Annotated in this window: 17 protein-coding genes; 8 read left to right on the plus strand and 9 right to left on the minus strand. The window is 69.8% G+C overall.

The window, feature by feature from the left end:
• Positions 1-9: 9 nt before the first annotated feature.
• A complete protein-coding gene (aspS, locus tag KOD61_RS11000) occupies positions 10-1,776 on the minus strand; it encodes an aspartate--tRNA ligase (protein ID WP_215218706.1) in 1,767 nt (588 codons plus the stop codon).
• Positions 1,777-1,864: 88 nt separating this feature from the next.
• The gene (locus tag KOD61_RS11005; protein WP_215218707.1) at positions 1,865-2,188 is read right to left on the minus strand and encodes an FmdB family zinc ribbon protein; all 324 of its coding nucleotides are present in this window, start codon (positions 2,186-2,188) and stop codon (positions 1,865-1,867) included.
• A 167-nt stretch (positions 2,189-2,355) separates the two neighbouring features.
• Between KOD61_RS11005 and KOD61_RS11010 the strand changes: the two genes are divergently transcribed.
• Together KOD61_RS11010 and KOD61_RS11015 are read left to right on the plus strand one after the other, a co-directional pair.
• Positions 2,356-3,627, plus strand: a complete 1,272-nt coding sequence (locus KOD61_RS11010) for an MFS transporter (protein WP_215218708.1) — start codon at positions 2,356-2,358, stop codon at positions 3,625-3,627.
• Between the two features lie 51 nt (positions 3,628-3,678).
• Positions 3,679-4,593: a PhzF family phenazine biosynthesis isomerase gene (locus KOD61_RS11015; RefSeq protein ID WP_215218709.1), complete on the plus strand. Its 915-nt coding sequence runs from the start codon at positions 3,679-3,681 to the stop codon at positions 4,591-4,593.
• Positions 4,594-4,638: 45 nt separating this feature from the next.
• Here the strand turns inward: KOD61_RS11015 and KOD61_RS11020 are convergent, their stop codons facing one another.
• Entirely contained in the window at positions 4,639-5,856 is a 1,218-nt protein-coding gene (locus KOD61_RS11020; RefSeq protein ID WP_215218710.1) for a cation:proton antiporter, read from the minus strand.
• Between the two features lie 161 nt (positions 5,857-6,017).
• Here KOD61_RS11020 and KOD61_RS11025 point away from each other — a divergent pair, with 161 nt between their 5' ends.
• The gene (locus KOD61_RS11025) at positions 6,018-6,734 is read left to right on the plus strand and encodes an SIMPL domain-containing protein (protein ID WP_215218711.1); all 717 of its coding nucleotides are present in this window, start codon (positions 6,018-6,020) and stop codon (positions 6,732-6,734) included.
• A gap of 130 nt (positions 6,735-6,864) precedes the next feature.
• On the opposite strand, the gene KOD61_RS11030 is transcribed toward KOD61_RS11025, so the two are convergent.
• Complete coding sequence (locus tag KOD61_RS11030) at positions 6,865-8,739, minus strand: ABC-F family ATP-binding cassette domain-containing protein (RefSeq protein ID WP_215218712.1); 1,875 nt, start codon at positions 8,737-8,739, stop codon at positions 6,865-6,867.
• 98 nt (positions 8,740-8,837) lie between these two features.
• Here KOD61_RS11030 and ybaL point away from each other — a divergent pair, with 98 nt between their 5' ends.
• Entirely contained in the window at positions 8,838-10,523 is a 1,686-nt protein-coding gene (gene ybaL, locus KOD61_RS11035; RefSeq protein WP_215218713.1) for a YbaL family putative K(+) efflux transporter, read from the plus strand.
• A gap of 221 nt (positions 10,524-10,744) precedes the next feature.
• Here ybaL and clpB read toward each other — a convergent pair whose 3' ends face one another.
• Complete coding sequence (clpB, locus tag KOD61_RS11040) at positions 10,745-13,333, minus strand: ATP-dependent chaperone ClpB (RefSeq protein ID WP_215218714.1); 2,589 nt, start codon at positions 13,331-13,333, stop codon at positions 10,745-10,747.
• 137 nt (positions 13,334-13,470) lie between these two features.
• On the opposite strand from clpB, the gene otsB reads away from it, so the two are divergent.
• The 3 genes from otsB to otsA are packed head-to-tail and all read left to right on the plus strand — an operon-like array spanning position 13,471 to position 17,380.
• Complete coding sequence (gene otsB / locus KOD61_RS11045) at positions 13,471-14,238, plus strand: trehalose-phosphatase (RefSeq protein ID WP_215218715.1); 768 nt, start codon at positions 13,471-13,473, stop codon at positions 14,236-14,238.
• Positions 14,235-16,016 carry a glycoside hydrolase family 15 protein gene (locus KOD61_RS11050; RefSeq protein ID WP_251370582.1) on the plus strand — a complete coding sequence of 594 codons (1,782 nt, stop codon included), beginning with the start codon at positions 14,235-14,237 and terminating at the stop codon, positions 16,014-16,016. The genes otsB and KOD61_RS11050 overlap by 4 nt, the downstream gene beginning before the upstream one ends.
• Entirely contained in the window at positions 16,013-17,380 is a 1,368-nt protein-coding gene (gene otsA, locus KOD61_RS11055; RefSeq protein ID WP_215218716.1) for an alpha,alpha-trehalose-phosphate synthase (UDP-forming), read from the plus strand. Before KOD61_RS11050 ends, otsA begins: the two co-directional genes overlap by 4 nt.
• Here the strand turns inward: otsA and pgeF are convergent.
• Complete coding sequence (gene pgeF / locus KOD61_RS11060) at positions 17,334-18,125, minus strand: peptidoglycan editing factor PgeF (RefSeq protein WP_215218717.1); 792 nt, start codon at positions 18,123-18,125, stop codon at positions 17,334-17,336. The two genes, otsA and pgeF, sit on opposite strands and share 47 nt — an antisense overlap.
• A 3-nt stretch (positions 18,126-18,128) precedes the next feature.
• Positions 18,129-19,103 (minus strand): 23S rRNA pseudouridine(1911/1915/1917) synthase RluD, encoded by a 975-nt coding sequence (gene rluD, locus KOD61_RS11065; RefSeq protein WP_215218718.1) that lies wholly within the window; start codon positions 19,101-19,103, stop codon positions 18,129-18,131.
• Positions 19,104-19,185: 82 nt separating this feature from the next.
• On the opposite strand from rluD, the gene KOD61_RS11070 reads away from it, so the two are divergent.
• Positions 19,186-20,055 (plus strand): outer membrane protein assembly factor BamD, encoded by an 870-nt coding sequence (locus tag KOD61_RS11070; RefSeq protein ID WP_215218719.1) that lies wholly within the window; start codon positions 19,186-19,188, stop codon positions 20,053-20,055.
• A 316-nt stretch (positions 20,056-20,371) separates the two neighbouring features.
• Here the strand turns inward: KOD61_RS11070 and KOD61_RS11075 are convergent, their stop codons facing one another.
• Together KOD61_RS11075 and sucD are read right to left on the minus strand one after the other, a co-directional pair.
• On the minus strand, positions 20,372-22,006 hold the full coding sequence (locus tag KOD61_RS11075; RefSeq protein ID WP_215218720.1) for an NAD+ synthase: 1,635 nt from the start codon (positions 22,004-22,006) through the stop codon (positions 20,372-20,374).
• A 136-nt stretch (positions 22,007-22,142) separates the two neighbouring features.
• On the minus strand, positions 22,143-23,018 hold the full coding sequence (sucD, locus tag KOD61_RS11080) for a succinate--CoA ligase subunit alpha (protein WP_215218721.1): 876 nt from the start codon (positions 23,016-23,018) through the stop codon (positions 22,143-22,145).
• Positions 23,019-23,029 lie beyond the last annotated feature (11 nt).

Consider the following 23,029-nt stretch of genomic DNA (forward strand, 5'->3'; position numbering starts at 1 on the left):
ACTCGGCGCCTAGCCGGAGACCGGCCTGGGCCGCACCGCGACATGCACCTCGGCCAGCTGCGCGTCGGGGATCGGCGACGGCGCGTCGGTCATCAGGCACTGCGCGCCAGTGGTCTTGGGGAAGGCGATGACGTCACGGATCGATTCGGTACCCGCCATCAGCGCGGCGATCCGGTCGATGCCGAACGCGATGCCGCCGTGCGGCGGCGCGCCATACTTCAGTGCGTCGAGCAGGAAGCCGAACTTGGCCTGCTGCTCTTCGGCGCCGATGCCCAACAGCTCGAACACTGCCGCCTGCATCGCCGGGCGATGGATGCGGATCGAACCGCCGCCGATCTCGTTGCCGTTGAGCACCATGTCGTAGCCGCGGCTGGTGGCGGTACGGGCGTTGGCGCGCAGGCCGTCGACGTCGTCCACCGCCGGGGCGGTGAAGGGATGGTGGAGCGCGACGTAGCGCTGCGCCTCCTCGTCCCACTCGAACATCGGGAAGTCGGTAACCCACAGCGGCTTCCAGCCGTCCTCGACCAGGCTGAAGTCCTTGCCGGCCTTGAGGCGCACCGCGCCCATGAAATCACTCACGGTGTTGTACGCGCCGGCACCGAAGAACACGATGTCGCCCTTGCCGGCGCCGACGTGCTGCAGCAGCGCCGCGAACGCGGCCTCGTCGAAGAACTTGGCCACCGGCGAGTTCACCGCGCCGTCCTCGCCGAGCTTGGCGTAGGCCAGGCCCTTGGCACCGTACTTGGCCGCGTGCGCCGCGTACTCGTCGATCTGCTTGCGCGACAGCGCCGCGCCGCCGGGGATGCGCAGCGCGCACACGCGCATGCCGTCCACGCCGGCGGAATCGGTGAACACCTTGAACTGCGAGTCCTTCACCTGCGCGTCCACGTCCACCAGTTCCAGCGCGATACGCAGGTCGGGCTTGTCGGAGCCGTAGCGGCGCATCGCCTCGGCCCAGGTCATGCGCGGGAAGGCACCGAGGTCGACCTCGATCACCTCGGCGAACACCTCGCGGATCATCTGCTCGACGGTGTCCTGCACGTCGCGCTCCTGGACCCAGGCGAACTCCATGTCGAGCTGGGTGAACTCGAGCTGGCGATCGGCGCGCAGGGCCTCGTCGCGGAAGCAACGGGCGACCTGGTAGTAGCGGTCGAAGCCCGCCATCATCAGGATCTGCTTGAACAACTGCGGGCTCTGCGGCAGCGCGTAGAACTCCCCCGGGTGCATGCGTGCCGGCACCAGGAAGTCGCGCGCGCCTTCGGGGGTGGCCTTGGTCAGGATCGGCGTCTCGATGTCCTGGAAGTCGCGGGCGTCGAGCCAGCGACGCAGCGCCGCGACCAGTCGGGTGCGGATGCGCATCTTGCGCTGCATCGCGGGGGTGCGCAGGTCCAGGTAACGGTACTTGAGGCGGATGTCCTCGCCCGGGTTCTCGTGCGCGTGGAACGGCAGCGGCTCGGCCTTGTTGAGCACCTCGATGGCGGTGGCAACCACTTCGACCTGGCCCGTGCGGATCTTGTTGTTGACCGATTCGCGGCGGCGCACGGTGCCGGTCACGCGCAGGCAGTCCTCGTAGCCCACCTGCGCCGCGGTCGCGATCACCGCGGCATTGCCCTCGGCCTGCGAAGGCTCGGCCACCACCTGCACGATGCCCTCGTGGTCGCGCAGATCGATGAAGCACAGGCCGCCGAGGTCACGGGCGACGTCGGCCCAGCCGCACAGGGTGACGGTCTGGTCGATCAGCGACTCGTCGATCAGGCCGCAGAAATGGGTACGCATGGGGGAGCTCCGGGACACGGTTCACCGGCTACGCGCCGGAAAGCCCGCTAGTTTAGCGGCCGGCGCCGGGCCCTGCTCCGTCCCGCGCTCAGGCCTTGGGCGCGTCCGGCTTGGCCGGGGCCGGGTCGGCCTTCTTGGCCGGTTCGGCCGGCTTGCCTCCCAGGGCGTCACCCTTGGAATCGCCCTTGGCCGCGCCGCCATCACCGGCCAGGTTGCGCTTGCGGTCCCCGTCCTTCTTGAAGTCGGTTTCGTACCAGCCGCCGCCGGCCAGCCGGAACTGCGGCGCGGTCAACTGACGGCGCACCTTCGGCTGGCCACATTCGGGGCAGTCAACCGGGTCGGCGTCGGACAGTTTCTGCAGGCGGTCGAAATGGTGGCCGCAGGCGGCGCACTCGAAGGCGTAAATCGGCATTGGACTTCACGGGAGCAACAACGGTGCGCGGATTGTGGGGCTCCGGCGCCGCGAATCAAGCCCGGGCGCACCCGGCGGCCTGCCGGGCCGGCGCCTGACCCGTTCATCATTGCCGCATTGCTAAGGTCGCCCGCCTCGCCGCCGCCCACCCGCCTCTGGAGCCGCCGATGATCGCCACCGTCCGTCCGCTCGCCGCGCTGCTGGCCGGGGTCGCCCTGCTGCTGATGGGCAGCGGCCTGCTGGGCAGCCTGCTGGGCGTGCGTGGTCAGCTGGAAGGCTTCGACGCGCGGACCTTCGGACTGGTGATGTCGAGCTACTTCATCGGCTTCCTGATCGGTACCTACGTCGCCCCCAACCTGATCCAGCGGATCGGCCACATCCGTGCGTTCGCCTTCTACGCCGCGCTGACCGCGTCGGCCGCACTGCTGCACGCGATCCTGCTGTCGCCGGTGGCGTGGGGCCTGTTGCGGCTGGTGACCGGCATCGCGCTGGTCGGCCTGTATACGGTGATCGAGAGTTGGCTCAACGCGGCCGCGCCGCCGAACAAGCGCAGCCAGGTGTTCGCTGTGTACATGGCGGTCAACCTGGGCGCGCTGGCAGTCGGGCAACAGTTGTTCGGGCGGTCCGACCCGGCGTCGTTCATCCCGTTCACGGTCGTCGCCATCCTGATCTGCTGTGCCGCGTTGCCGGTCACCGCCAGCCGGATGACCCAGCCGCAGTTGCCCCACGTACCGCGGCTGGCCCTTGCCTCGATCTACCGCGCCGCGCCGGCGGCCGCGACCGGGGCGCTGCTTTCGGGAACCGCGATGGGCGGGTTCTGGGCCCTCGGCCCGGTTTACGCGACCCGCCTCGGGCTGGATGTCAGCGCCGTCGCGCACCTGATGAGCGCGGCGATCATCGGTGGCGCCCTGCTGCAACTGCCGATCGGTCGCCTGTCGGACCGCGCCGACCGCCGCAGCGCGATGATCCTGGTAAGCGTGCTCGCCGCGGCGATCGCGACGGCGCTGGTGTTCGTCGGCGACGTGCAGGACGGCGGCGGCTACCACTGGCAGCTGTACGTGCTGTTCTTCGCCTACGGCGGACTCGTGTTCTCGGTCTACCCGATCTGCGTCGCCCACCTGCTCGACCTCCTGCCGAAGGAAGACATGCTGTCGGGGTGCAGCAGCCTGTTGCTGCTCAACGGGGTCGGATCGGCAATCGGTCCGGCGCTCGCCGGCCAGGCCATGGACCGCCTCGGCCCGCAGGCGCTGCCGGGGTTCTTTGCCACCGCCTTCGCTGCACTGGCCGTGGTGGCGGCCGCGCGCATGCTGATCCGCCACCGCGACCGTGACCACCCCGGTCACTTCCACCCGATGCTGCGCACCACGCCGTCGGCGCTGGAACTGCTGCCCGAGACCGACACCAACGACGCGCCGCCAGCGGCTTCGCGCCAACGCTAGGTCCTCGCGGCGTTCACCCGCCATCGCCCGCGGCTCTGCTGCAATGCCGCCATGGACGAGCCGCGCCTTTACCGCATCGACGCCTTCACCACCGAACCCGGCCGGGGCAACCCGGCAGGCGTGGTCACCCATGCTGACGCCCTCGACGAGGCACGCATGCAGGCGATCGCGCGCGAGATGGGGTTCTCCGAGACCGCCTTCGTACTGCAGGCCAGCGGCGACGACCACGACGTGCGGTTGCGTTTCTTCACCCCGACCACGGAGGTACCGGTCTGCGGCCACGCCACGGTCGGCGCGCACTACGCGCTGGCGCTGGAGAGCGGGCGCGCCGGTCGCACCCGCCAATTGACCGGCGCCGGCGTGCAGACGGTCGAGGTGAACGCGTACATGGGTGATTTCACCGTCCGGATCGAACAGGGCCCGCCGGTGTTCCACGCGCCGCTGGCGCCGCACCTGGTCCGCGACGTCATGGCCGCGCTCGGGCTGGAGGCCGGCGACTTCGACTTCCGCTGTCCACTGCAGGTGGTCGGCACCGGCCACGGCAAGCTCATGGTCGCGCTGGAGCGCCGTTCACGACTGGTCGAGCTTCAGCCCGACTTCGACCGGCTGGCCGCGCTGAGCCCCGCCATCGGCAGCAACGGCTATTTCGTGTTCACCCTGGACGTGGACGAGGACGACGACGCGCTGTGCCACGGCCGCATGTTCGCTCCCGCGATCGGGGTCGACGAGGACCCGGTCACCGGCAACGCGAATGGACCGCTGGGCGCCTACCTGGTGCGCCACGGCCTGTTGCGCAGCGAGGACGGCGTGGTCCGGTTCCGCGCCCGCCAGCAGGCGGCCACCGGCCGCGGTGGCTACGTCGACGTCGAGGTGCGGGTGCGCAACGGTGAACCGGTGGACGTCGCCATCACCGGGCACGCGGTGCTGGGGTCGCAGGTCGCGCAGTTGCTGCCCGACAGCGCCTGACGTCGACCCGGCGCCGCGACGCGCATCGGGCAACGGACCGGCAGCTCAGCCGGTGATCACCGGCGGCCGGGGCGGCCGGGCGGCGGCGTCCTCGCGCATGCGGTCCTCGGGGTGCGACGCCGGCGGCGCGTCGATTGGATCGACATCGAACGGCGCGCGCAGCACCAGCGACGGCAGCAGCGTGTTGAGCACGGTGTACAGGATCAGCGCACCGAACAGCACCGCCGGCAGGTCGAACCGCACGTACAGGATGTTGGCCAGCACCAGCGTGAACACCAGCGTCGGCGACAGTGCCAGCGCGACCTTCAGGCTGCTGCGGCGCTGCTCGCCGAACATCAGTCGGCGCTGCAGCCAGACCACGCCGATGCGCAGCGGCACCAGCACCAGCGTCAGCACGACGCCGAGGCCGAGCGCTTCCCAAGTCAGCGCATCGCGGGAGATCTCGGTACCGGCGTGGAAAAAGTAGAACGGCACGAAGAACGTCGCGAACAAGCGCAACGCGTGCATGTTGTCGTCCGAAGCCAGCCGTGGCATCCGCAGCCGCAGCATGCGGGCCACCAGGCCGGCCACGAACGCGCCGACCAGGTAGTAGACGCCCAGTTTGTAGGTGATGAACGCCGCGACCATGCCGACCATCACCAGCAGCGAGAACTCCGACCCGGGCGCATGCGGCACGACCCAGCGGCCGAGCGCCACGAACAGCAACGGCAGGCCGATGATCATCGCGGTCATCGCCAGCGAGGACACCCCCAGCTGGGTCATGTCGCCGGCCTGCAGCACCACGAACAGCGCCGCCAGCGCCATCAGCTCACCGGCGATCGCCTTGCTGGTCACCCAGAAGCGCTCCTCCTCGTCCAGCCCGAGCCGCTCGAGGGTATCGAGGATGAAGCCGGTGGACGGCGTCAGCAGCGCCAACGCAACCAGTGCAGCCGCCTGCCAGTCCAACCCCAGGTAGCGCCACGCCAGCCAGCCGACGCCGACCAGCGACGCCGCGCGCACGACCAGATGCGCCAGCAGCGGGCCGAGCTGCTTGCGCAACGCGCGCAGGTCCACCTCCAGCCCGGCGAACAGGAACAGCGACGAAATGCCCAGGGTGGACAGCAGCACGATCACCGGGTCGTGGGTGCGGTCGCCAAAGGCCAGCATCGCGCCGACGCCGAACAACAGGCAGGTGATCGGCGCCGGCAGCTTGAAGCGCTGCAGGGCCCGGGGAATGACCAGCAGGCCGAAGATCAGCAGCAGGTAAACCAGTTCATTGCTCATCGGTGGCGCCGGTTCGGTATCGGCGCATGGTCGACGCAAACGGCGAGTGGCGGCAAGCCGCCGCGCCCACAGCGCAAGACCGGCGGCCCCGGCCGGACCCCGCCGGCCCCGTTCGTGCCCGGGCGCGCTACGCTTGGCCCAATTCCAGCGAGAACCGCCACATGCCCGCTTCCACTGCTTCGCGCAACCTGGTCCCGTTGATCGCCGCCGCCCTGCTGGCGATCGGCCTGGTGCTGGCCGGCTGGTTCGCCGCCGGCGGCATGAAGCACCTGCGCATCGCCGACCGGTTCGTGGTCGTCAAGGGTTCGGCCGAGCAGATCGTCGAAGCCGACCGGGTGGTGTGGCCGTTGCCGCACTCGGTCGGCGGCAACGACCTGGCCCAGGTGCAGCGCGAGCTCGACGCCAACACCGCGGTGATCCGCCGGTTCTTCGTCGACGCAGGCTTCGACGCCGACGACATCATGGTCTCGCCACCGAGCCTGGAGGACCGCTGGGCGTGGGCCTACGGGGACAACCGCCCGGCCGAGCGCTTCCGCTACTCCACCACCGTCACCCTGCGCACCGACGACGTGCCCAAGGCGCTGGAGGTCCTGCGCCGCAGCGGCGAACTGGTGTCGAAGGGGGTGATGATCGGCGAGGGCAGCGCGCCGGAGTTCGACTACACCCGCCTCAACGACATCAAGCCCGGGCTCATTGCCGAGGCCACCGCGGCCGCACGCGATTCGGCGGTTCAGTTTGCCAAGGATTCCGGCTCGCGCCTGGGCGGCATCCGTAGCGCCAACCAGGGCGTGGTCAGCATCGACGACCGCGACCAGAGCAGCCCGCAGGTCAAACGCGTGCGCGTGGTGACGACGGTGCAGTACTTCCTGCGCGACTGAGCCACGGACGAAGCGCATGTAGGAGCGACGTGAGTCGCGACCTGAACATCGCGCCATGGATGATCCGGCGGGTCGCGACTTACGTCGCTCCTACCTCGGAACCGTCATTGCGATTGGCGGTGAAGGCGCCTCACGCCGCATCGACCTCGTACAGCGCCAGCAGCTCGGCCTCGGCCTGCTCCAGCGCCAGGCGCAAGGTCGCCTGCTGCTTGCCCAGCTCAGTGCCGCGCGCGCCGCCATCGGCATAGACCGACGGGTCGGCCAGCGCCGCCTCCACGGCGGCCACCTCCGCCTCCAGCTCGGCAACCCGCTGCTCGGCCTTGGCCAGCTTGTGCGGGTTGGCCTTGCCCTTGCGCGAAGTCGCCGGGGCCGCGGTCGCGGGAGCCTGGACCGGGGTCGGCGGGGCCTTGGAGCGGCCCTTGCCATCGTTGGAGTTGTCACGTGCACGCAGCCAGCTGGCGTACGCGTCCAGGTCGCCGTCGAACGGCTGGGCGACGCCGTCGGCGACGCGCCAGAAGGTATCGCAGACCAGCCCGATCAGGTGGCGGTCGTGGCTGACCAGCACGATCGCGCCATCGAAGCTCGCAAGTGCCTCCGCCAGCGCCTCGCGCATGTCGAGGTCGAGGTGGTTGGTGGGCTCGTCGAGCAGCAGCACGTTGGGCTGGCGCCAGGCGATCATCGCCAGCGCGAGGCGTGCGCGTTCGCCGCCCGAGAACACGTCGACCGACTCGAACGCGCGGTCGCCGGGGAAGTTCCACTTGCCGAGGAAGTCGCGCAGCTGTTGGGTCGCCACGCCCGGGGCGATGTCGGCCAGGTGGTCGATCGGGCTGGCACCGGCGCGCAGCGACTCCACCGTGTGCTGGGCGAAGTAGCCGATGCGCAGGTCCGGGTGGCCGCCGCGCTCGCCGGCCAACAGCGGCAGCTCGCCGACCAGTGACTTCACCAGGGTCGACTTGCCGGCGCCGTTGGGACCGAGCAGCGCGACCCGGTCGCCAGCTTCGAGGATCAGGCCGACGTCGTGCAGGATCGTGGTGTCGCCGTAGCCGCAGTCGGCGTGCTCCAGCCGCAGCAACGCGTGCGGCAGCTTGGCCGGCGGCGGGAACTCGATCCGCAGCGCGCGCTCGACCCGCACCGCCTCGGTGCCCTGCATCTTGGCCAGCCGCTTGACCCGCGACTGCGCCTGCTTGGCCTTGGCCGCGCTCGCGCTGAAGCGGTCGATGAAGCTCTGGAGGTGGGCGCGCTCGGCCTGCGCCTTCTCGTGGGTGATCTGCTGCAGGCGCAGGTGCTCGGCGCGCTGGCGCTCGAACGCGGTGTAGTCGCCGGTGTACAGCTTCGCCTTGCCGTCGTGCAGGTGCAGCGTGTGGGTGGTGACCTCGTCCAGGAACTCCCGGTCGTGGCTGATCAGCAGCAGGGTGCCGGGGTAGCGCAGCAGCCACTGCTCCAGCCACAGCACCGCATCGAGGTCGAGGTGGTTGGTCGGCTCATCCAGCAGCAGCAGGTCGCTCGGCGTCATCAGCGCGCGGGCCAGGTTCAGCCGCACCCGCCAGCCGCCGGAGAACGTGCTGACCGGGCGCTGGTGGGTGTCGGCGGCAAATCCGAGGCCGTGCAGCAGCTTGCCGGCGCGGGCGCTGGCGTCGTAACCGTTGAGTTCCTCCAGCCGCTGGTGGGCCTCGGCCACGGCTTCCCAGTCCTCGCTGGCGAAGGCGTTGGCCTCGGCCTGGATCGCCGCGTGCACGGCGGTGTCACCGGACAGCACGAAATCGATCGCCGCGTCGGGCAGCGATGGGGTCTCCTGCGCGACCGAGGCCACCCGGATCCGCGCGGACAGGTCGAGATCGCCGCGGTCGGCCTCCAGTCGGCCCTGCACGGCGGCGAACAGCGACGACTTGCCGGTGCCGTTGCGACCGATGACGCCCACCCTCCAGCCGGTCTGCAGGACCAGGTTGACGTCGGACAGGAGCAGGCGTTCGCCGCGCCGCAGGGCGAAATCTTTGAAAGCGATCATGCCGTCATTGTACGTGTGCGACTCTGGATCGACCGGGTGCCGGCTTGCATCGGCCCGCCGCGGCCCACATTCTGAACGGCTTGACCACTGGACCACCGATGCCGCACGAAACGTCCCTGATCACCATCCTCGTTGCCGGTTTCGTGCTGGCGTTCATCTTCGGCGCGCTGGCCCAGCGGCTGAAGCTCTCGCCGCTGGTGGGCTACCTTGTGGCCGGCATTGTCGCCGGGCCGTTCACGCCCGGTTTCGTCGGCGACATGGAGCTCGCCCCACAGCTGGCGGAGATCGGCGTGATCCTGCTGATGTTCGGCGTGGGACTGCATTTCTCCTGGCGCGACCTCATGGCGGTCAAGGCGATCGCCCTCCCCGGCGCGGTGGTGCAGATCACCGTGGCGACGGTGCTGGGCTGGGGCCTGGCGCGCTGGCTGGGCTGGTCGCACGGTGCCGGCCTGGTGTTCGGCCTGTCGCTGTCGTGCGCGAGCACCGTCGTGCTACTGCGCGCGCTCGAAGACCGGCGTCTGCTGGACACCCGGCGCGGCCACATCGCGGTCGGCTGGCTGATCGTCGAGGACCTGGTCTGCGTGCTGGCGCTGGTGCTGATGCCGGCGCTGGCGGGGATCCTCGATGGCGATGCCGCCGGCGGTGGTGGCTCGATGTGGAGCGCGCTGTTCAAGACCTTCCTCAAGGTCGGCGCGTTCATGGCGGTGATGCTGATCGTCGGCCGCCGGGTGATCCCGTGGATCCTCGAGCGCGTCGCCGGCTCGGGCTCGCGCGAGCTGTTCACCCTGTGCGTGCTGGCGATCGCGCTGGGCGTGGCGTTCGGCTCGGCGGCCCTGTTCGACGTGTCCTTCGCCCTGGGTGCGTTCTTCGCCGGCATGCTGCTCAACGAGTCCGAGTTCAGCCACCAGGCCGCCAACGAGACGTTGCCGCTGCGCGATGCGTTCGCGGTGCTGTTCTTCGTCTCGGTCGGCATGCTGTTCGACCCGATGATCCTGTTCGAGCACCCGACCGAGGTGCTGGCGACCTACCTGATCATCGTGGTCGGCAAGTCGGCCGCGGCGTACGGCATCGTCCGCGCCTTCGGCAAGCCGAGCGGCACCGCGCTGCTGATCTCCACCAGCCTGGCGCAGATCGGCGAGTTCTCCTTCATCCTCGCCGGGCTCGGGCTGGCGCTGGGGATCCTGCCGCAGGAAGGCCAGGATCTGGTGCTGGCCGGCGCGCTGCTGTCGATCATCACCAACCCGCTGCTTTTCGCCTGGCTGGACCGTCGCGAAAAGCGCTCGGCCGAGCCCGACCCGGTGCAGTACACCACCGACCCGCCGGTCCCCGACGACCTGCGCGACCACGTGATCCTGGTTGGCTTCGGCCGCGTGGGCAGCGAACTGGGGCGCCTGCTCAAGGAGCGTGGCGTGCCGCTGGTGGTGGTCGACGGCGAGGACCACCTGATCGAGCGTGCCCGCGCCGCCGGCGTACCGGCCATCCGCGGCAATGCCGTCAATGAGCGGGTGCTGGCCGAGGCGCGGGCCGAGACCGCCCACACCGCGATGCTGGCCATTCCCAACACGCTGGAGGCGGGCGAGATCATCGCCAAGCTGCGCGAGATCAACCCGGCGCTGACCATCGTCGCCCGCGCCCATTCCGACGGCGAGCTGCGGCACCTGCTCGAGCACGGCGCGGATGCCGCGGTGATGGCCGAGCGCGAGCTCGCCCATAGCCTGGCGGAGATGGTGATGGCGACGCCGCCGTACCGCGGCAACCACCACCTGCCGCCCGCGGTGGCCTAGGCCGCCGCGGACGTAGGAGCGACGTAAGTCGCGACCTGTGCGTGGGGCCGGGTGGTCGGGCGGTCGCGACTTACGTCGCTCCTACAAGAGAGCTGCATTTGTAGGAGCGGCTTCAGCCGCGATCGATTTGGACCGGGTCTTAGCCGATTCCACGATCGCGGCTGAAGCCGCTCCTACCGGGCCGCGGGCGGGGGGGGTGTTCCCACCGCCGCGCGTTCCGCTTACTCCGCCGTTCGGAACACCAGCCCGCCACCTTCGGCGTCGACCCTGATCACGTCGCCGCTGGTGAACTCGCCCGCGAGGATCCGCTGCGCCAGCGGGTTCTCCAGCTGCTGCTGGATCGCGCGTTTCAGCGGGCGGGCGCCGTAAACCGGGTCGAACCCGACGTTGGCGAGCAGCGCCAGCGCCGCATCCGACAGCTCCAGCCGGAGGCCGCGCTCTGCCAGGCGCCGCTCAAGGCCGGTCATCTGGATCCTGGCGATCTCGCGGATCTGCGCCTTGTCGAGCGGGTGGAACACGACGATGTCGTCCAACCGGTTGATGAACTCCGGCCGGAAGTGGCTCTGCACCACGCCCATCACCGCCGCCTTCATCTGGGTGTAGCCCTCCGCCGAATCCGTGTCGGACATCTCCTGGATCATCTGGCTGCCCAGGTTGGACGTCATCACGATCACCGTGTTGCGGAAGTCGACCGTGCGGCCCTGGCCGTCGGTCAGGCGGCCGTCGTCGAGCACCTGCAGCAGGATGTTGAACACGTCCGGGTGCGCCTTCTCGACCTCGTCAAGCAGGATCACGCTGTAGGGCCGGCGACGCACCGCCTCGGTCAGGTAGCCGCCCTCTTCGTAGCCGACGTAGCCCGGGGGCGCGCCGACCAGCCGGCTGACCGCGTGCTTCTCCATGAACTCGCTCATGTCGATGCGGACCATCGCGTCGCTGCTGTCGAACAGGAACTCGGCCAGCGCCTTGCACAGCTCGGTCTTGCCGACACCGGTCGGGCCGAGGAACAGGAACGAACCCGACGGCCGGTTCGGATCGGACAGCCCGGCGCGCGAACGCCGAACCGCGTCGGACACGACCTTGATCGCCTCGTCCTGGCCGACTACGCGGGCATGCAGCTGCTCCTCCATCTTCAGCAGCTTCTCGCGCTCGCCCTCGAGCATCTTCGACACCGGGATACCGGTCCAGCGCGCGACCACCTCGGCGATTTCCTCGGCGGTGACGCGGTCCTGCAGCAGGGTGAAGCCCTGGGTCTCGGCCTCCTGCGCGGCCTTCAACTGGGTCTCCAGTTGCGGCAACTGGCCGTACTGGATCTCGCTCATGCGCGCGTAGTCCTGCCGGCGCTGCGCGGCCTCCAGTTCGAGCTTGGCCGCCTCGATCTGCTCCTTGATCTTCGTCGCGCCCTGCAGGGTCGCCTTTTCGGCCTTCCAGATCTCCTCAAGGTCGTTGAACTCGCGCTCAAGCGTTTCGATCTCTGCCTCCAGGTCGGCCAACCGTTGCTTGGACTCGGCGTCCTTCTCCTTCTTCAACGCCTCGCGCTGGATCTTCAGCTGGATCAGCCGCCGTTCCTTCCGGTCCAGTTCCTCGGGCTTGGAGTCGATCTCCATGCGGATCCGCGAAGCGGCCTCGTCCATCAGGTCGATGGCCTTGTCCGGCAGCTGGCGGTCGGCGATGTAGCGGTGGCTCAGGGTGGCGGCGGCGACGATCGCGGGGTCGGTGATCTCGACACCGTGGTGGACCGCGTACTTCTCCTTGAGGCCGCGCAGGATCGCGATGGTGTCCTCGACGCTCGGCTCGCCGACGAACACCTTCTGGAACCGGCGTTCCAGCGCGGCGTCCTTCTCGACGTACTTGCGGTATTCGTCCAGCGTGGTCGCGCCGATGCAGTGCAGTTCGCCACGGGCGAGCGCGGGCTTGAGCATGTTGCCGGCGTCCATCGAGCCCTCGGCCTTGCCCGCGCCGACCATCGTGTGCAGTTCATCGATGAACAGGATGATCTGGCCTTCGTTCTTGGACAGGTCGTTGAGCACGCCCTTCAGGCGCTCCTCGAACTCGCCGCGGAACTTGGCGCCGGCGATCAGCGCGCCCATGTCCAGCGACAGCAGGCGCTTGCCGCGCAGGCCCTCGGGTACCTCGTTGTTGATGATGCGCTGGGCCAGGCCTTCGACGATCGCGGTCTTGCCCACGCCCGGCTCACCGATCAGCACCGGGTTGTTCTTGGTCCGGCGCTGCAGCACCTGGATGGTGCGGCGGATCTCCTCGTCGCGGCCGATCACCGGGTCGAGCTTGCCGGACTCGGCGCGCGCGGTCATGTCGATGGTGAACTTCTCCAGCGCCTGGCGCTGGTCCTCCGCGTTCTCGGACTGCACGCTCTCGCCGCCGCGGACCTTGTCGATCGCCGCCTCGATGCGGCCCTTGTCGGCACCACCAGCCTTGAGCGCGCGGCCCAACTCGCCGCCGTCGTCCAGCGCGGCCAGCACGAACAGTTCCGAGGCGATAAACGCATCGCCGCGCTGCTGGGCCAGCTTGTCGGTGACGTTCAGCAGGCGCGACAGGTCGTTGCCGACGCTGACGTTGCCGGCCTGGCCGGTCACCTTCGGCAGTTTCTCCAGCGCCTCGCCGAGCCGTTCGCGCAGCAGCGGCACGTTGACCCCGGCCTGCGACAGCAGTGGCTTGGTGCTGCCGCCGGACTGGTCGACCAGCGCGGTCATCAGGTGGGCGGGTTCGATCACGCTGTGGTCGCGCCCGACCGCGAGCGACTGCGCGTCGGCCAGGGCCTGTTGGAAGCGGGAAGTGAGCTTGTCCATCCGCATGGTGGATTCCTCGATATCAGTGGCGGCCCGGGCCGCAATGTCCCGTAGATGCGGCCCCGGCCCGCCGCGTTCAAGTTGGGGCGCGCCGGTGGCCAGTGTCCACCCGATGCTTACACCCGGCTGTTCACTATCGCGTCATGGTTCCGCCCACCCACCTGCCCGCGCCTCCGGCGATCGCCGATGACTGGGCCCTGTTCCTGGATGTCGACGGCACCCTGCTGGAGTTCGCCGCCACCCCCGAAGGCGTGCAGGTGCCGCCGGGGCTGGTCGCGCGCCTGGCGGGCCTGCAACGGCACCTGGGCGGCGCGCTCGGACTGGTCAGCGGTCGCCGCCTCGCCCAGCTGGACGAACTGTTCGCGCCGCTGCGCCTGCCCGCCGCCGGGCTGCACGGGCTGGAGCGCCGTCACGCCGACAACCATGTCGATCCGCCGACCCCGCCGTCGCTGCTGAGGGTCCTGCACCGCAAGGCCGAGCTCGTCGTCGAACGGTTCCCCGGCGCGCTGGTGGAGGACAAGGACTCGACCGTCGCGCTGCACTGGCGCGGCAACCATGAAGCGGAGCAGCCGTTGCGCGACCTGGCCGACGCCGCCCTGCCGTGGCTGCACGACTACCGGCTGCAGGCGGGCGACGGCGTGGTCGAACTGCGCCCCGCCGGCACCGACAAGGGCGATGCCATCGCCGCGCTGCTGGACGAGCCGCCGTTCGCCGGGCGCCGGCCGGTGTTCGTCGGCGACGACCTCACCGACGAGCATGGCTTCGAAGTGGTGATTGCCCGCGGCGGGTTGGCGGTGCTGGTCGGCGACCGCACCCCCACGCTCGCCAGCCACCGCCTTGGCGCACCCCGCGACGTCCTGGCGTGGCTGGACGCCACGGCGGACGCGCCTTCCCACCGGAGTACCGCATGAGTGGCACCCTCGACCTTGGAATGGTCGGCAACGGCAGCATCGCCGCCCTGCTCGACCGGGACGCACGCATCGTCTGGGGCTGCATCCCGGCGTTCGACGCCGACCCCGCCTTCTGCGCGCTGCTCGAACCGACCGCACAGCCCGGCGGAGACTTCGCGATCGAGCTGGAAGACCAGGTCGCCTCCGAGCAGCACTATGTGACGAACACCGCCGTACTACGCACGGTGCTTCGCGACGGCCACGGGGGCGCGGTCGAGGTCACCGACTTCGCCCCGCGCTGGCACCAGTACGACCGGTCCTACCGGCCGGTGATGCTGTTGCGCCGGGTGCGCCCGCTCGCAGGCGCCCCGCGCATCCGGGTGCGGCTGCGGCCGCTGGTCGACTACGGCGCCCGCCAACCCGAAACCACCTGGGGCAGCAACCACATCCGCTACCTGCTGCCCGGCTTCACCCTGCGCCTGACCACCGACGCCCCGGTGCGCGTGGTCCGCGAGGGACTGCCGTTCCTGCTCGATCGTGAGTTGCACCTGGTGCTGGGCCCGGACGAAACCCTGACCCAGCCGGTTACCGACTTCGTCCGCAGCGCCGAGCAGCGCACGGTCGGCTACTGGCGCGACTGGGTGCGCTCACTGTCGATCCCGCTGGAATGGCAGGACGCGGTGATCCGCAGCGCGATCACGCTGAAGCTGTGCCAGTACGAGGAGACCGGCGCGATCGTCGCGGCGATGACGACGTCGATCCCGGAGGCGCCGCACACCGTACGCAACTGGGACTATCGCTACTGCTGGCTGCGTGACGCGGCGTTCGTCGTGCGCGCGCTGAACCGGCTTGGCGCCACCCGCACGATGGAGGGCTACCTGGGCTACGTGTTCAACCTGGCAACCACCGAGGAGGACGCCCTGCAGCCGCTGTACGGCATCGGCTACGAGCGCGAGCTGGCCGAGGACGAGGTCGAAACCCTGGCCGGATACCGGGGCATGGGACCGGTGCGGCGTGGCAACCTGGCGTGGCTGCAGAAGCAGCACGACGTGTACGGCAGCGTCGTGCTCGCCTCGACCCAGCTGTTCTTCGACCAGCGCCTGGACCACCCCGGCGACCCGGCGATGTTCGAGCGGCTGGAGGCGATCGGCAACCGCGCGTACGCGCTGTATGACCAGCCCGATGCCGGCCTTTGGGAGTTCCGGGGCCGCACCGAGGTGCACACCTATTCGGCGGTGATGTGCTGGGCGGCGTGCGACCGGCTGGCGCGGATCGCCGTGCACCTGCGCCTGCCCGGCCGCGTCCAGCACTGGCGCCAACGCGCCGACGCGATGCACGCGCGGATCGTCGCCGAGGCCTGGGACGAAGGCCGCGGCCATTTCGTCGACGTGTTCGGCGGACACCGGCTGGATGCGTCGTTGCTGTTGCTGGCCGACCTGGGTTTCGTCGCCCCCGACGATCCGCGGTTCGTCGGGACCGTCGAGGCGATCGGGCGGGACCTGCGACGCGGGAACGGCCTGTTCCGCTATGTCGCGCCGGACGACTTCGGCGTACCGGAGACCAGCTTCACCATCTGTACCTTCTGGTACATCGACGCGCTGGCTGCGATCGGCCGGGGCGAGGAGGCACGCACCCTGTTCGAAAGCGTACTGGCCCGGCGCAACCCGCTCGGGCTGCTGTCAGAGGACCTCGCGTTCGAGGACGGCGAGGCGTGGGGCAATTTCCCGCAGACGTACTCGCACGTTGGTCTGATCATCGCTGCGACCCGCCTGAGCCGACCCTGGCAGGAGGCGACGTGAGCCGGCTGGTGGTGGTATCCAACCGTGTCGCCCTGCCCGGCCAGGCCAGCTCGGGCGGCCTGGCGGTCGCCCTGCAGGCGGCGCTGGAGGAGACCGGGGGGCTGTGGTTCGGCTGGAGCGGCAACATCGCCGACGACGCGTCCGGCCAGCTGCACGAGCAGACCGCCGGCAACATCGACTACGTGACCGTCGACCTTTCGCGTGCCGACCACGACGACTACTACAACGGCTTTGCCAATCGCACGCTCTGGCCGCTGCTGCATTTCCGGATGGACCTGGTCGACTACAGCCGCGAGACCTGGGAGGCGTACCGCCGGGTCAATGCGTTGTTCGCCGACCGGCTTGCGCCGCAGCTGCGCGACGACGACGTGGTCTGGATCCATGACTACCACCTGATCCCGCTGGCTTCGCTGCTGCGCGAGCGCGGGGTGCGCTGCAAGCTCGGCTTCTTCCTGCACGTGCCGATGCCGTCTTCCGACATCCTGGCCGCGCTGCCGCATCACGGGCTCCTGTTCGAAGGACTCTCGGCGCACGACCTGGTCGGGTTCCAGACCAGCCGCGACCTCGAACGCTTCCAAGACTACGTGCGGCTGTTCGGGCGCGGGCGGGTGGTGGAGCACGGCGTGCTGGAAACCGCCTCGGGGCGCCGCCTGCGGGCTGGCGCGTTCCCGATCAGCATCGACACCGCCGGGATCGAGCGGCAGGCCGCGGCGGCGGTCGGCAAGTCGAGCTTCAAGCGCCTGGCGCGGAGCCTGTCCGGCCGCGCGCTTGCGATCGGCGTCGACCGGCTGGACTACTCCAAGGGGTTGCCCGAGCGCTTCCGCGCGTTCGAGCGCTACCTGCAACGCTACCCTGACCAGATCGGCGAGCTGACCTACCTGCAGATCGCGCCGGTCTCGCGCGGCGACGTCCTCGAGTACCAGACCCTGCGCAGCGAGCTGGAGCAGCTGGCCGGCCACATCAACGGCGGACACGCCGAGCCGGACTGGACGCCGATGCGCTACGTCAACCGCAATTTCCCGCACGCTTCGCTGACCGGCTTCTACCGGCTGGCGCGGCTCGGGCTGGTCACGCCGTTGCGCGACGGGATGAACCTGGTCGCCAAGGAATACGTCGCCGCGCAGGACCCGGAGGACCCGGGCGTGCTGGTGCTGTCGAGCTTTGCCGGTGCCGCGCGCGAGCTGGACCAGGCATTGCTGGTGAACCCCTACGACCTGGACGGCGTCGCGGCCGCGATCGCGCGTGCGGTTTCGATGCCGCTGGAGGAACGTCGCGAGCGCTGGGAGGCGATGATGGCCTGCCTGCGCGACCACGACATCACCGACTGGCGGCGGAGCTACCTGCAGACGCTCCGGGCGGCGTGAACCAGACCAGCGAGGCCATGCGCCCGGTGCGCTGGTCGCGTCGGTGCGAGAAGAACCGGCCCGGCGCGCCGATCGTGCACAGCCCGCCGCCGAAGATCCGGTCCGGCGCGAGTCCGGCCTGCTGCAGCCGCCGCCGGGCGAGCGCGTAGAGATCGACCCGCCAGTGGTGTGGGCGGGTCGAGACGAACGCGCTGCCGGCCGTCCAGTCCTGCGACACGAACGCGTCGTAGACCTCGGTCCCGACTTCGTAATGCTCCGGGCCGGCGGCCGGCCCGAGCCAGGCCATCAGCCGCGCCGGCGGCGTGACCATCGCCGCAACGGTCGACTCGAGCACGCCTGCGGCCAGCCCACGCCACCCCGCATGCGCCGCGCCGACCTCGAGGCCGTCGTCGGCGCACAGCAGCACCGGCAGGCAGTCGGCAGTGAGGATCGCGAGCACGGTACCCGGGACCGAGGTGACCGCGGCGTCGGCCTCCGGCTCGCCGGGGGTGGATTCGTCCTGCCCGGTGCGAAACACGGCGGTGCCGTGTACCTGCCGCAACCAAACCGGGTCACCGGGGAGGCCGGCGACCACTGCCAGGCAGGCACGGTTGTCCTGGACCGCCGCCGGCTCGTCGCCGCAGCGCGTGCCCAGGTTGAAATGGTCGAACGGCGGAAGCGAGGCGCCGGCACCATGCCGCAGCGTGGTGAAGCCCCGCACGCCCGCCGGCGCAGGCCAGTCCGCGGCAAGCAGGGCGTCTGTCACGGGTCAGCGGCCCCGCTCGGCGGCTTCGCGGGTGTCGTCGCGCAGCGCGGCGACCAGCGCCTGCATGTCGGCCGGCATCGGCGCACTGGTGCGGACCGGCTCGCCGGTGACCGGGTGGCTGAACTCCAGCGTCTCGGCGTGCAGCGCCTGGCGGCGGAACCCGCGCAACGCGGACACGAGTGCGTCGGTGGCGCCACGCGGCAGCTTGAGCGAGCCCCCATACAGCGGGTCGCCGATGATCGGGTGCTTGAGGTGCGCCATGTGCACGCGGATCTGGTGGGTGCGGCCGGTCTCCAGCCTGCACTCCAGCAGCGTGTGGGCGCGGAAGCGCTCGCGCAGGCGGTAATGGGTCACCGCGTCGCGGCCGTCGTCGCGCACCGCCATCCGGATGCGGTCGCGCGGGTGGCGGTCGATCGGCGCGTCGGCGGTGCCACCCGAGACCAGGGCGCCCGACACCACGGCCAGGTACTGCCGATGCACGTCGCGGGCTGACAGCTGGTCAACCAGCGCGGTGTGGGCGACCAGCGTGCGGGCCACCACCATGACCCCCGAGGTGTCCTTGTCGAGCCGGTGGACGATGCCGGCACGCGGCAGCGCATTGAGCGACGGGTCCTTGTTCAGCAGCGCGTTGACCAGGGTGCCGTCCGGGTTGCCGGCACCCGGGTGGACCACCAGCCCGGCCGGCTTGTCGATGACGATGACGTGCTCGTCCTCGAACAGCACCTCCAGGGCGATGTCCTGGGGCTCGGAGCGGGTCTGGACCTCGAGCACGGCATTGACGCTGACGGTCTCGCCGCCGTGCACCGGGTCGCGCGGGCGGACCTGCTGGCCGTCGAGCAGGACCTGCCCCGACTTGATCCAGGCGGCCAGCCGCGAGCGTGAATACTGGGGAAACAACTCGGCCAGCACGGCGTCGAACCGCCGCCCCGCGGAGGCGTCGGGAACCACGGCCTGCAAGGCGATGGCGGGTTCGGTCATCGGAATGTCCGGGTTAAGGGCGCTGCGCGCGGGACTGCTATTATCGGCGCTTCGTGCCCCCGGCGCCCGTTGATTCTCGACCATGACCGATCGCCCCACCCCGCTGCGTCCCTCCCTGCGGACCATCGTCCTGCTGCTGGCCCTGGTGGTGTTCGCCAGCGGCTGCGCCCGTTTCGGCAAGATGTTCAAGGACGAGGAAGCCAACGAAGGCGTGCCGGTCGAGCAGCTTTACGAGAAGGCCCACACCTCGATGACCCGCGGCAACTGGGCCAGCGCCGAGACCACCTTCAAGCGGCTGGTCGCGCAGTACCCCTATGGCCCCTACACCGAGCAGGCGCTGGTGGAGACGGCCTACGCCCAGTACAAGTCGGGCAAGCACGAGGACGCGATCAGCAGCATCGACCGCTTCCTGCGCACCTACCCGACTCATCGCATGGCCTCCTACATGTACTACCTGCGCGGACTGGTGAACTCCAGCCGTGACACGGTGTTCCTGCAGCGGGTCTGGTCGCTGGACGCGAGCCGACGCGACCTGGCCACGCCGATGCAGGCGTTCAACGACTTCCAGATCGTCACGACCCGCTACCCGCACAGCCGCTATGCCGCCGACGCCGAGCTGCGCATGGCGAAGCTGCGCGACCTGTTCGCCCGCCACGAGCTGGATGCTGCGCTGTACTACCTGCGCCGCACCGCCTACGTCGCTGCCGCCGAGCGGGCGACCTACCTGCTGGAGACCTACCCGCAGAGCAGCTACCAGAACGACGCCGTCGCCACACTCGCTGCCGCCTACACCGGGCTCGGTAACGAGCAGCTGGCCACCGACGCACGCCGGGTGCTCGAGCAGAACGAGCCGGGCCACCCCTACCTGCGCGGCGACTGGCCGGACTACCCGAGCAACTGGCGCAAGCTCAACCCGTTCGCGGGCGAGAAGTCGGCCCTGGACAACGACTGACCGCGCACCGCTCGATCAACAAAACGCCGCCTCCGGGCGGCGTTTTTTGTTCCGGAATTCCCCGCCGAAGCCCGTAGGAGCGACGTAAGTCGCGAACCGCGGACGCCTGTAGGAGCGACGTAAGTCGCGAACCGCTGGACCCGGCAGGTCGCGCAACCCTTCGGCCACGACATGGTCCCCCGAAGTTTCTGCTCCGGCACCGGCGTGACCGCCCTACAGCGCCGGGTCCAACCGCGACGAGTCCAGCCGCGACGTACAGGTCGCGACTTACGTCGCTCCTACGACGACCCGGCCCCGGCCGGCCCGGGTTCTGCGCCTACCCCTGGTACCCGTTGCTGATCGGGTAACGGCGCTCGCGCCCGAACGCGCGGCGCGAGACCTTCGGCCCGGGTGCGGCCTGGTGGCGCTTCCACTCGCCCACGCGCACCAGGTGCAGCACCCGGTCGACCGTGTCGGCGGCGAACCCGGCCGCGGTGATCTCCTCGCGCGACTGCTCCAAGTCGATGTAGCGCGCCAGGATCGCGTCGAGCACGTCGTACGGCGGCAGCGAATCCTGGTCCTTCTGGTCCGCACGCAGTTCGGCCGACGGCGGGCGCTCGATCACCCCGGTCGGGATCACCGGGTCGCCGACCGTATTGCGCCAGCGGGCCAGCTCGTAGACCTCGGTCTTGTACAGGTCCTTCAGCGGCGCGTAGCCGCCGGCCATGTCGCCGTAGATCGTGGCGTAGCCGACTGCGTACTCGCTCTTGTTGCCGGTGGTCAGCAGCAGCCCGTGAAACTTGTTGGTCAGCGCCATCAGCATCGCCCCGCGCACCCGCGACTGCAGGTTCTCCTCGGTGGTGTCCACCGGCAGGCCTTCGAACAGCTCCGCGAGAGTGTCCAGATAGCCCTGGAACGGCTTCTCGATCGGCAGGGTCAGCAGCTTCACGCCCTGCTCGGCGCACTGCTCGGCGGCCAGGTCGTTGGAGACGCCGGCGGTGTAGCGCGACGGCATCCGCACCGCCGTGATGTTCTCCGCACCCAGGGCGTCGACCGCGATGGCCAGGCAAACCGCCGAGTCGAGGCCGCCGGACAGGCCCAGCCATGCCTTCTTGAATCCGTTCTTGATCGCGTAGTCGCGGGTACCGCGCACCACCGCGCGCCAGGCGAGCGCGTCGCGGCTCTCGTCGCCGTCCTCCATCCACTCCACCGAGCGGAAACCGCGGGTTGCGGGGTCGAAGTCGACCACCAGCATCTGCTCGGTGAACGCCGCCGCGGCCGGCCGCACGGTGCCGTCCGCATCGGCCACCAGCGAGCCGCCGTCGAACACCACCGCGTCCTGGCCGCCGACGCAATTGACGTAGGCGATCGCAACGCCATAGCGACGGGTCGCGTCTTCCAGCAAGGCATCGCGCCGCGCGTGCTTGTCGCGCTCGAATGGCGAGGCGTTGATCGACAGGATCAACTCGGCGCCGGCCTCCACCGTCGTGTGCAGTGGCTCGGCAAACCACATGTCCTCACAGACCAGCAGCCCGCAGCGCACGCCGTTGAGTTCGAACACGCAGTCGCCGCCGTCCGGGTCGACCACGAAGTAGCGGCGCTCGTCGAACACCGCATAGTTGGGGAGTTCGCGCTTGCGGTACGTGTGTTCGATCCGGCCGCCGCGCAGGATGCTGGCGGCGTTGTACACCACCGACCCCGCGGTTTCCGGCCAGCCGACAATCGCGGTGACGCCGGCCGCCGCGGCGGCGATGCGTTCCATTGCGACATGGCAGTCGCGCAGGAAGCCCGGGCGCAGCAGCAGGTCCTCTGGCGGGTAGCCGCTGAGCGCGAGCTCCGGGAACAGCACCAGGTCCGCGCCGTACTCGTCGCGCGCTTCGATGATGTACTCGATGATCCGGTCGGCGTTGTCGAACACGGCCCCGACCGGAAAGTCGAACTGGGCGAGGGCGATGCGGATGGGTTGGCTCATGGCGGCGTGCCGTCAGGTTCGGGTCCCGGGCATTGTCCCAGAACCGCGTTCGATGCCGTGAAGTCGCCGCGCCGACGGGAAGCCCCGCCATCAAAAAAGGCCACCCGGAGGTGGCCTTCTTCGAACCCGTGCCGGCTTACTTCGCCAGGCGCTTGGCGATCGCCTCGCCGAGATCGCCGGGCGACTTCACCGTGGTGACGCCGGCCGCTTCCATCGCCGCGAACTTGCCCTCGGCCGTGCCCGAACCGCCCGACGCGATCGCGCCGGCGTGGCCCATGCGCTTGCCCTTCGGGGCGCTGGCGCCGGCGATGAAGCCGACCACCGGCTTGGTCACGTACTGGGCGATGAACTCGGACGCCTCTTCCTCGGCCGAGCCGCCGATCTCGCCGACCATGATGATGCCCTCGGTCTGCGGGTCGTCCTGGAACAGCTTCAGCGCGTCGATGAAGCTGGTGCCGTTGATCGGGTCGCCGCCGATGCCGATCACGGTCGACTGGCCGAGGCCGGCCGACGTGGTCTGCTTAACCGCTTCGTAGGTCAGGGTGCCCGAGCGCGACACGATGCCGACCTTGCCCACGCTGTGGATGTGGCCCGGCATGATGCCGATCTTGCACTCGCCCGGGGTGATCACGCCGGGGCAGTTGGGCCCGATCAGGGTCACGTCGTCGAAGTCGTTGAGGACGTTCTTGACGCGCAGCATGTCCAGCACCGGGATGCCCTCGGTGATGCACACGATGACCCTGATGCCGGCATCGGCCGCCTCGAGGATCGCATCGGCCGCGAACGGCGGCGGCACGTAGATGACCGAGGCATCGGCGCCGGTCGCGTCGACCGCGTCCTGCACGGTGTTGAATACCGGCAGCCCGAGGTGCTCGGTGCCGCCCTTGCCCGGGGTCACGCCGCCCACGACCTTGGTGCCGTACTCGAGCATCTGCTCGGCGTGGAAGGTGCCCTGCGAGCCGGTGAAGCCCTGGACGATGACCTTGGTGTCCTTGTTGATCAAAACGCTCATGTCAGTCCCGC

Origin of the sequence: Lysobacter luteus, assembly GCF_907164845.1 — a bacterium.
Taxonomy (GTDB): Bacteria; Pseudomonadota; Gammaproteobacteria; order Xanthomonadales; family Xanthomonadaceae; genus Novilysobacter; species Novilysobacter luteus.

Excerpts from the sequence above, each read along its gene's own strand:
- KOD61_RS11050 (WP_251370582.1), top strand. The coding sequence starts at position 14,235 with ATGAGTGGCACCCTCGACCTTGGAATGGTCGGCAACGGCAGCATCGCC.
- sucD (WP_215218721.1), bottom strand. The coding sequence starts at position 23,018 with ATGAGCGTTTTGATCAACAAGGACACCAAGGTCATCGTCCAGGGCTTC.
- otsB (WP_215218715.1), top strand. The coding sequence starts at position 13,471 with ATGGTTCCGCCCACCCACCTGCCCGCGCCTCCGGCGATCGCCGATGAC.
- KOD61_RS11030 (WP_215218712.1), bottom strand. The coding sequence starts at position 8,739 with ATGATCGCTTTCAAAGATTTCGCCCTGCGGCGCGGCGAACGCCTGCTC.
- KOD61_RS11025 (WP_215218711.1), top strand. The coding sequence starts at position 6,018 with ATGCCCGCTTCCACTGCTTCGCGCAACCTGGTCCCGTTGATCGCCGCC.
- KOD61_RS11020 (WP_215218710.1), bottom strand. The coding sequence starts at position 5,856 with ATGAGCAATGAACTGGTTTACCTGCTGCTGATCTTCGGCCTGCTGGTC.
- KOD61_RS11070 (WP_215218719.1), top strand. The coding sequence starts at position 19,186 with ATGACCGATCGCCCCACCCCGCTGCGTCCCTCCCTGCGGACCATCGTC.
- KOD61_RS11010 (WP_215218708.1), top strand. The coding sequence starts at position 2,356 with ATGATCGCCACCGTCCGTCCGCTCGCCGCGCTGCTGGCCGGGGTCGCC.
- aspS (WP_215218706.1), bottom strand. The coding sequence starts at position 1,776 with ATGCGTACCCATTTCTGCGGCCTGATCGACGAGTCGCTGATCGACCAG.
- clpB (WP_215218714.1), bottom strand. The coding sequence starts at position 13,333 with ATGCGGATGGACAAGCTCACTTCCCGCTTCCAACAGGCCCTGGCCGAC.
- KOD61_RS11075 (WP_215218720.1), bottom strand. The coding sequence starts at position 22,006 with ATGAGCCAACCCATCCGCATCGCCCTCGCCCAGTTCGACTTTCCGGTC.
- ybaL (WP_215218713.1), top strand. The coding sequence starts at position 8,838 with ATGCCGCACGAAACGTCCCTGATCACCATCCTCGTTGCCGGTTTCGTG.
- KOD61_RS11015 (WP_215218709.1), top strand. The coding sequence starts at position 3,679 with ATGGACGAGCCGCGCCTTTACCGCATCGACGCCTTCACCACCGAACCC.
- KOD61_RS11005 (WP_215218707.1), bottom strand. The coding sequence starts at position 2,188 with ATGCCGATTTACGCCTTCGAGTGCGCCGCCTGCGGCCACCATTTCGAC.
- rluD (WP_215218718.1), bottom strand. The coding sequence starts at position 19,103 with ATGACCGAACCCGCCATCGCCTTGCAGGCCGTGGTTCCCGACGCCTCC.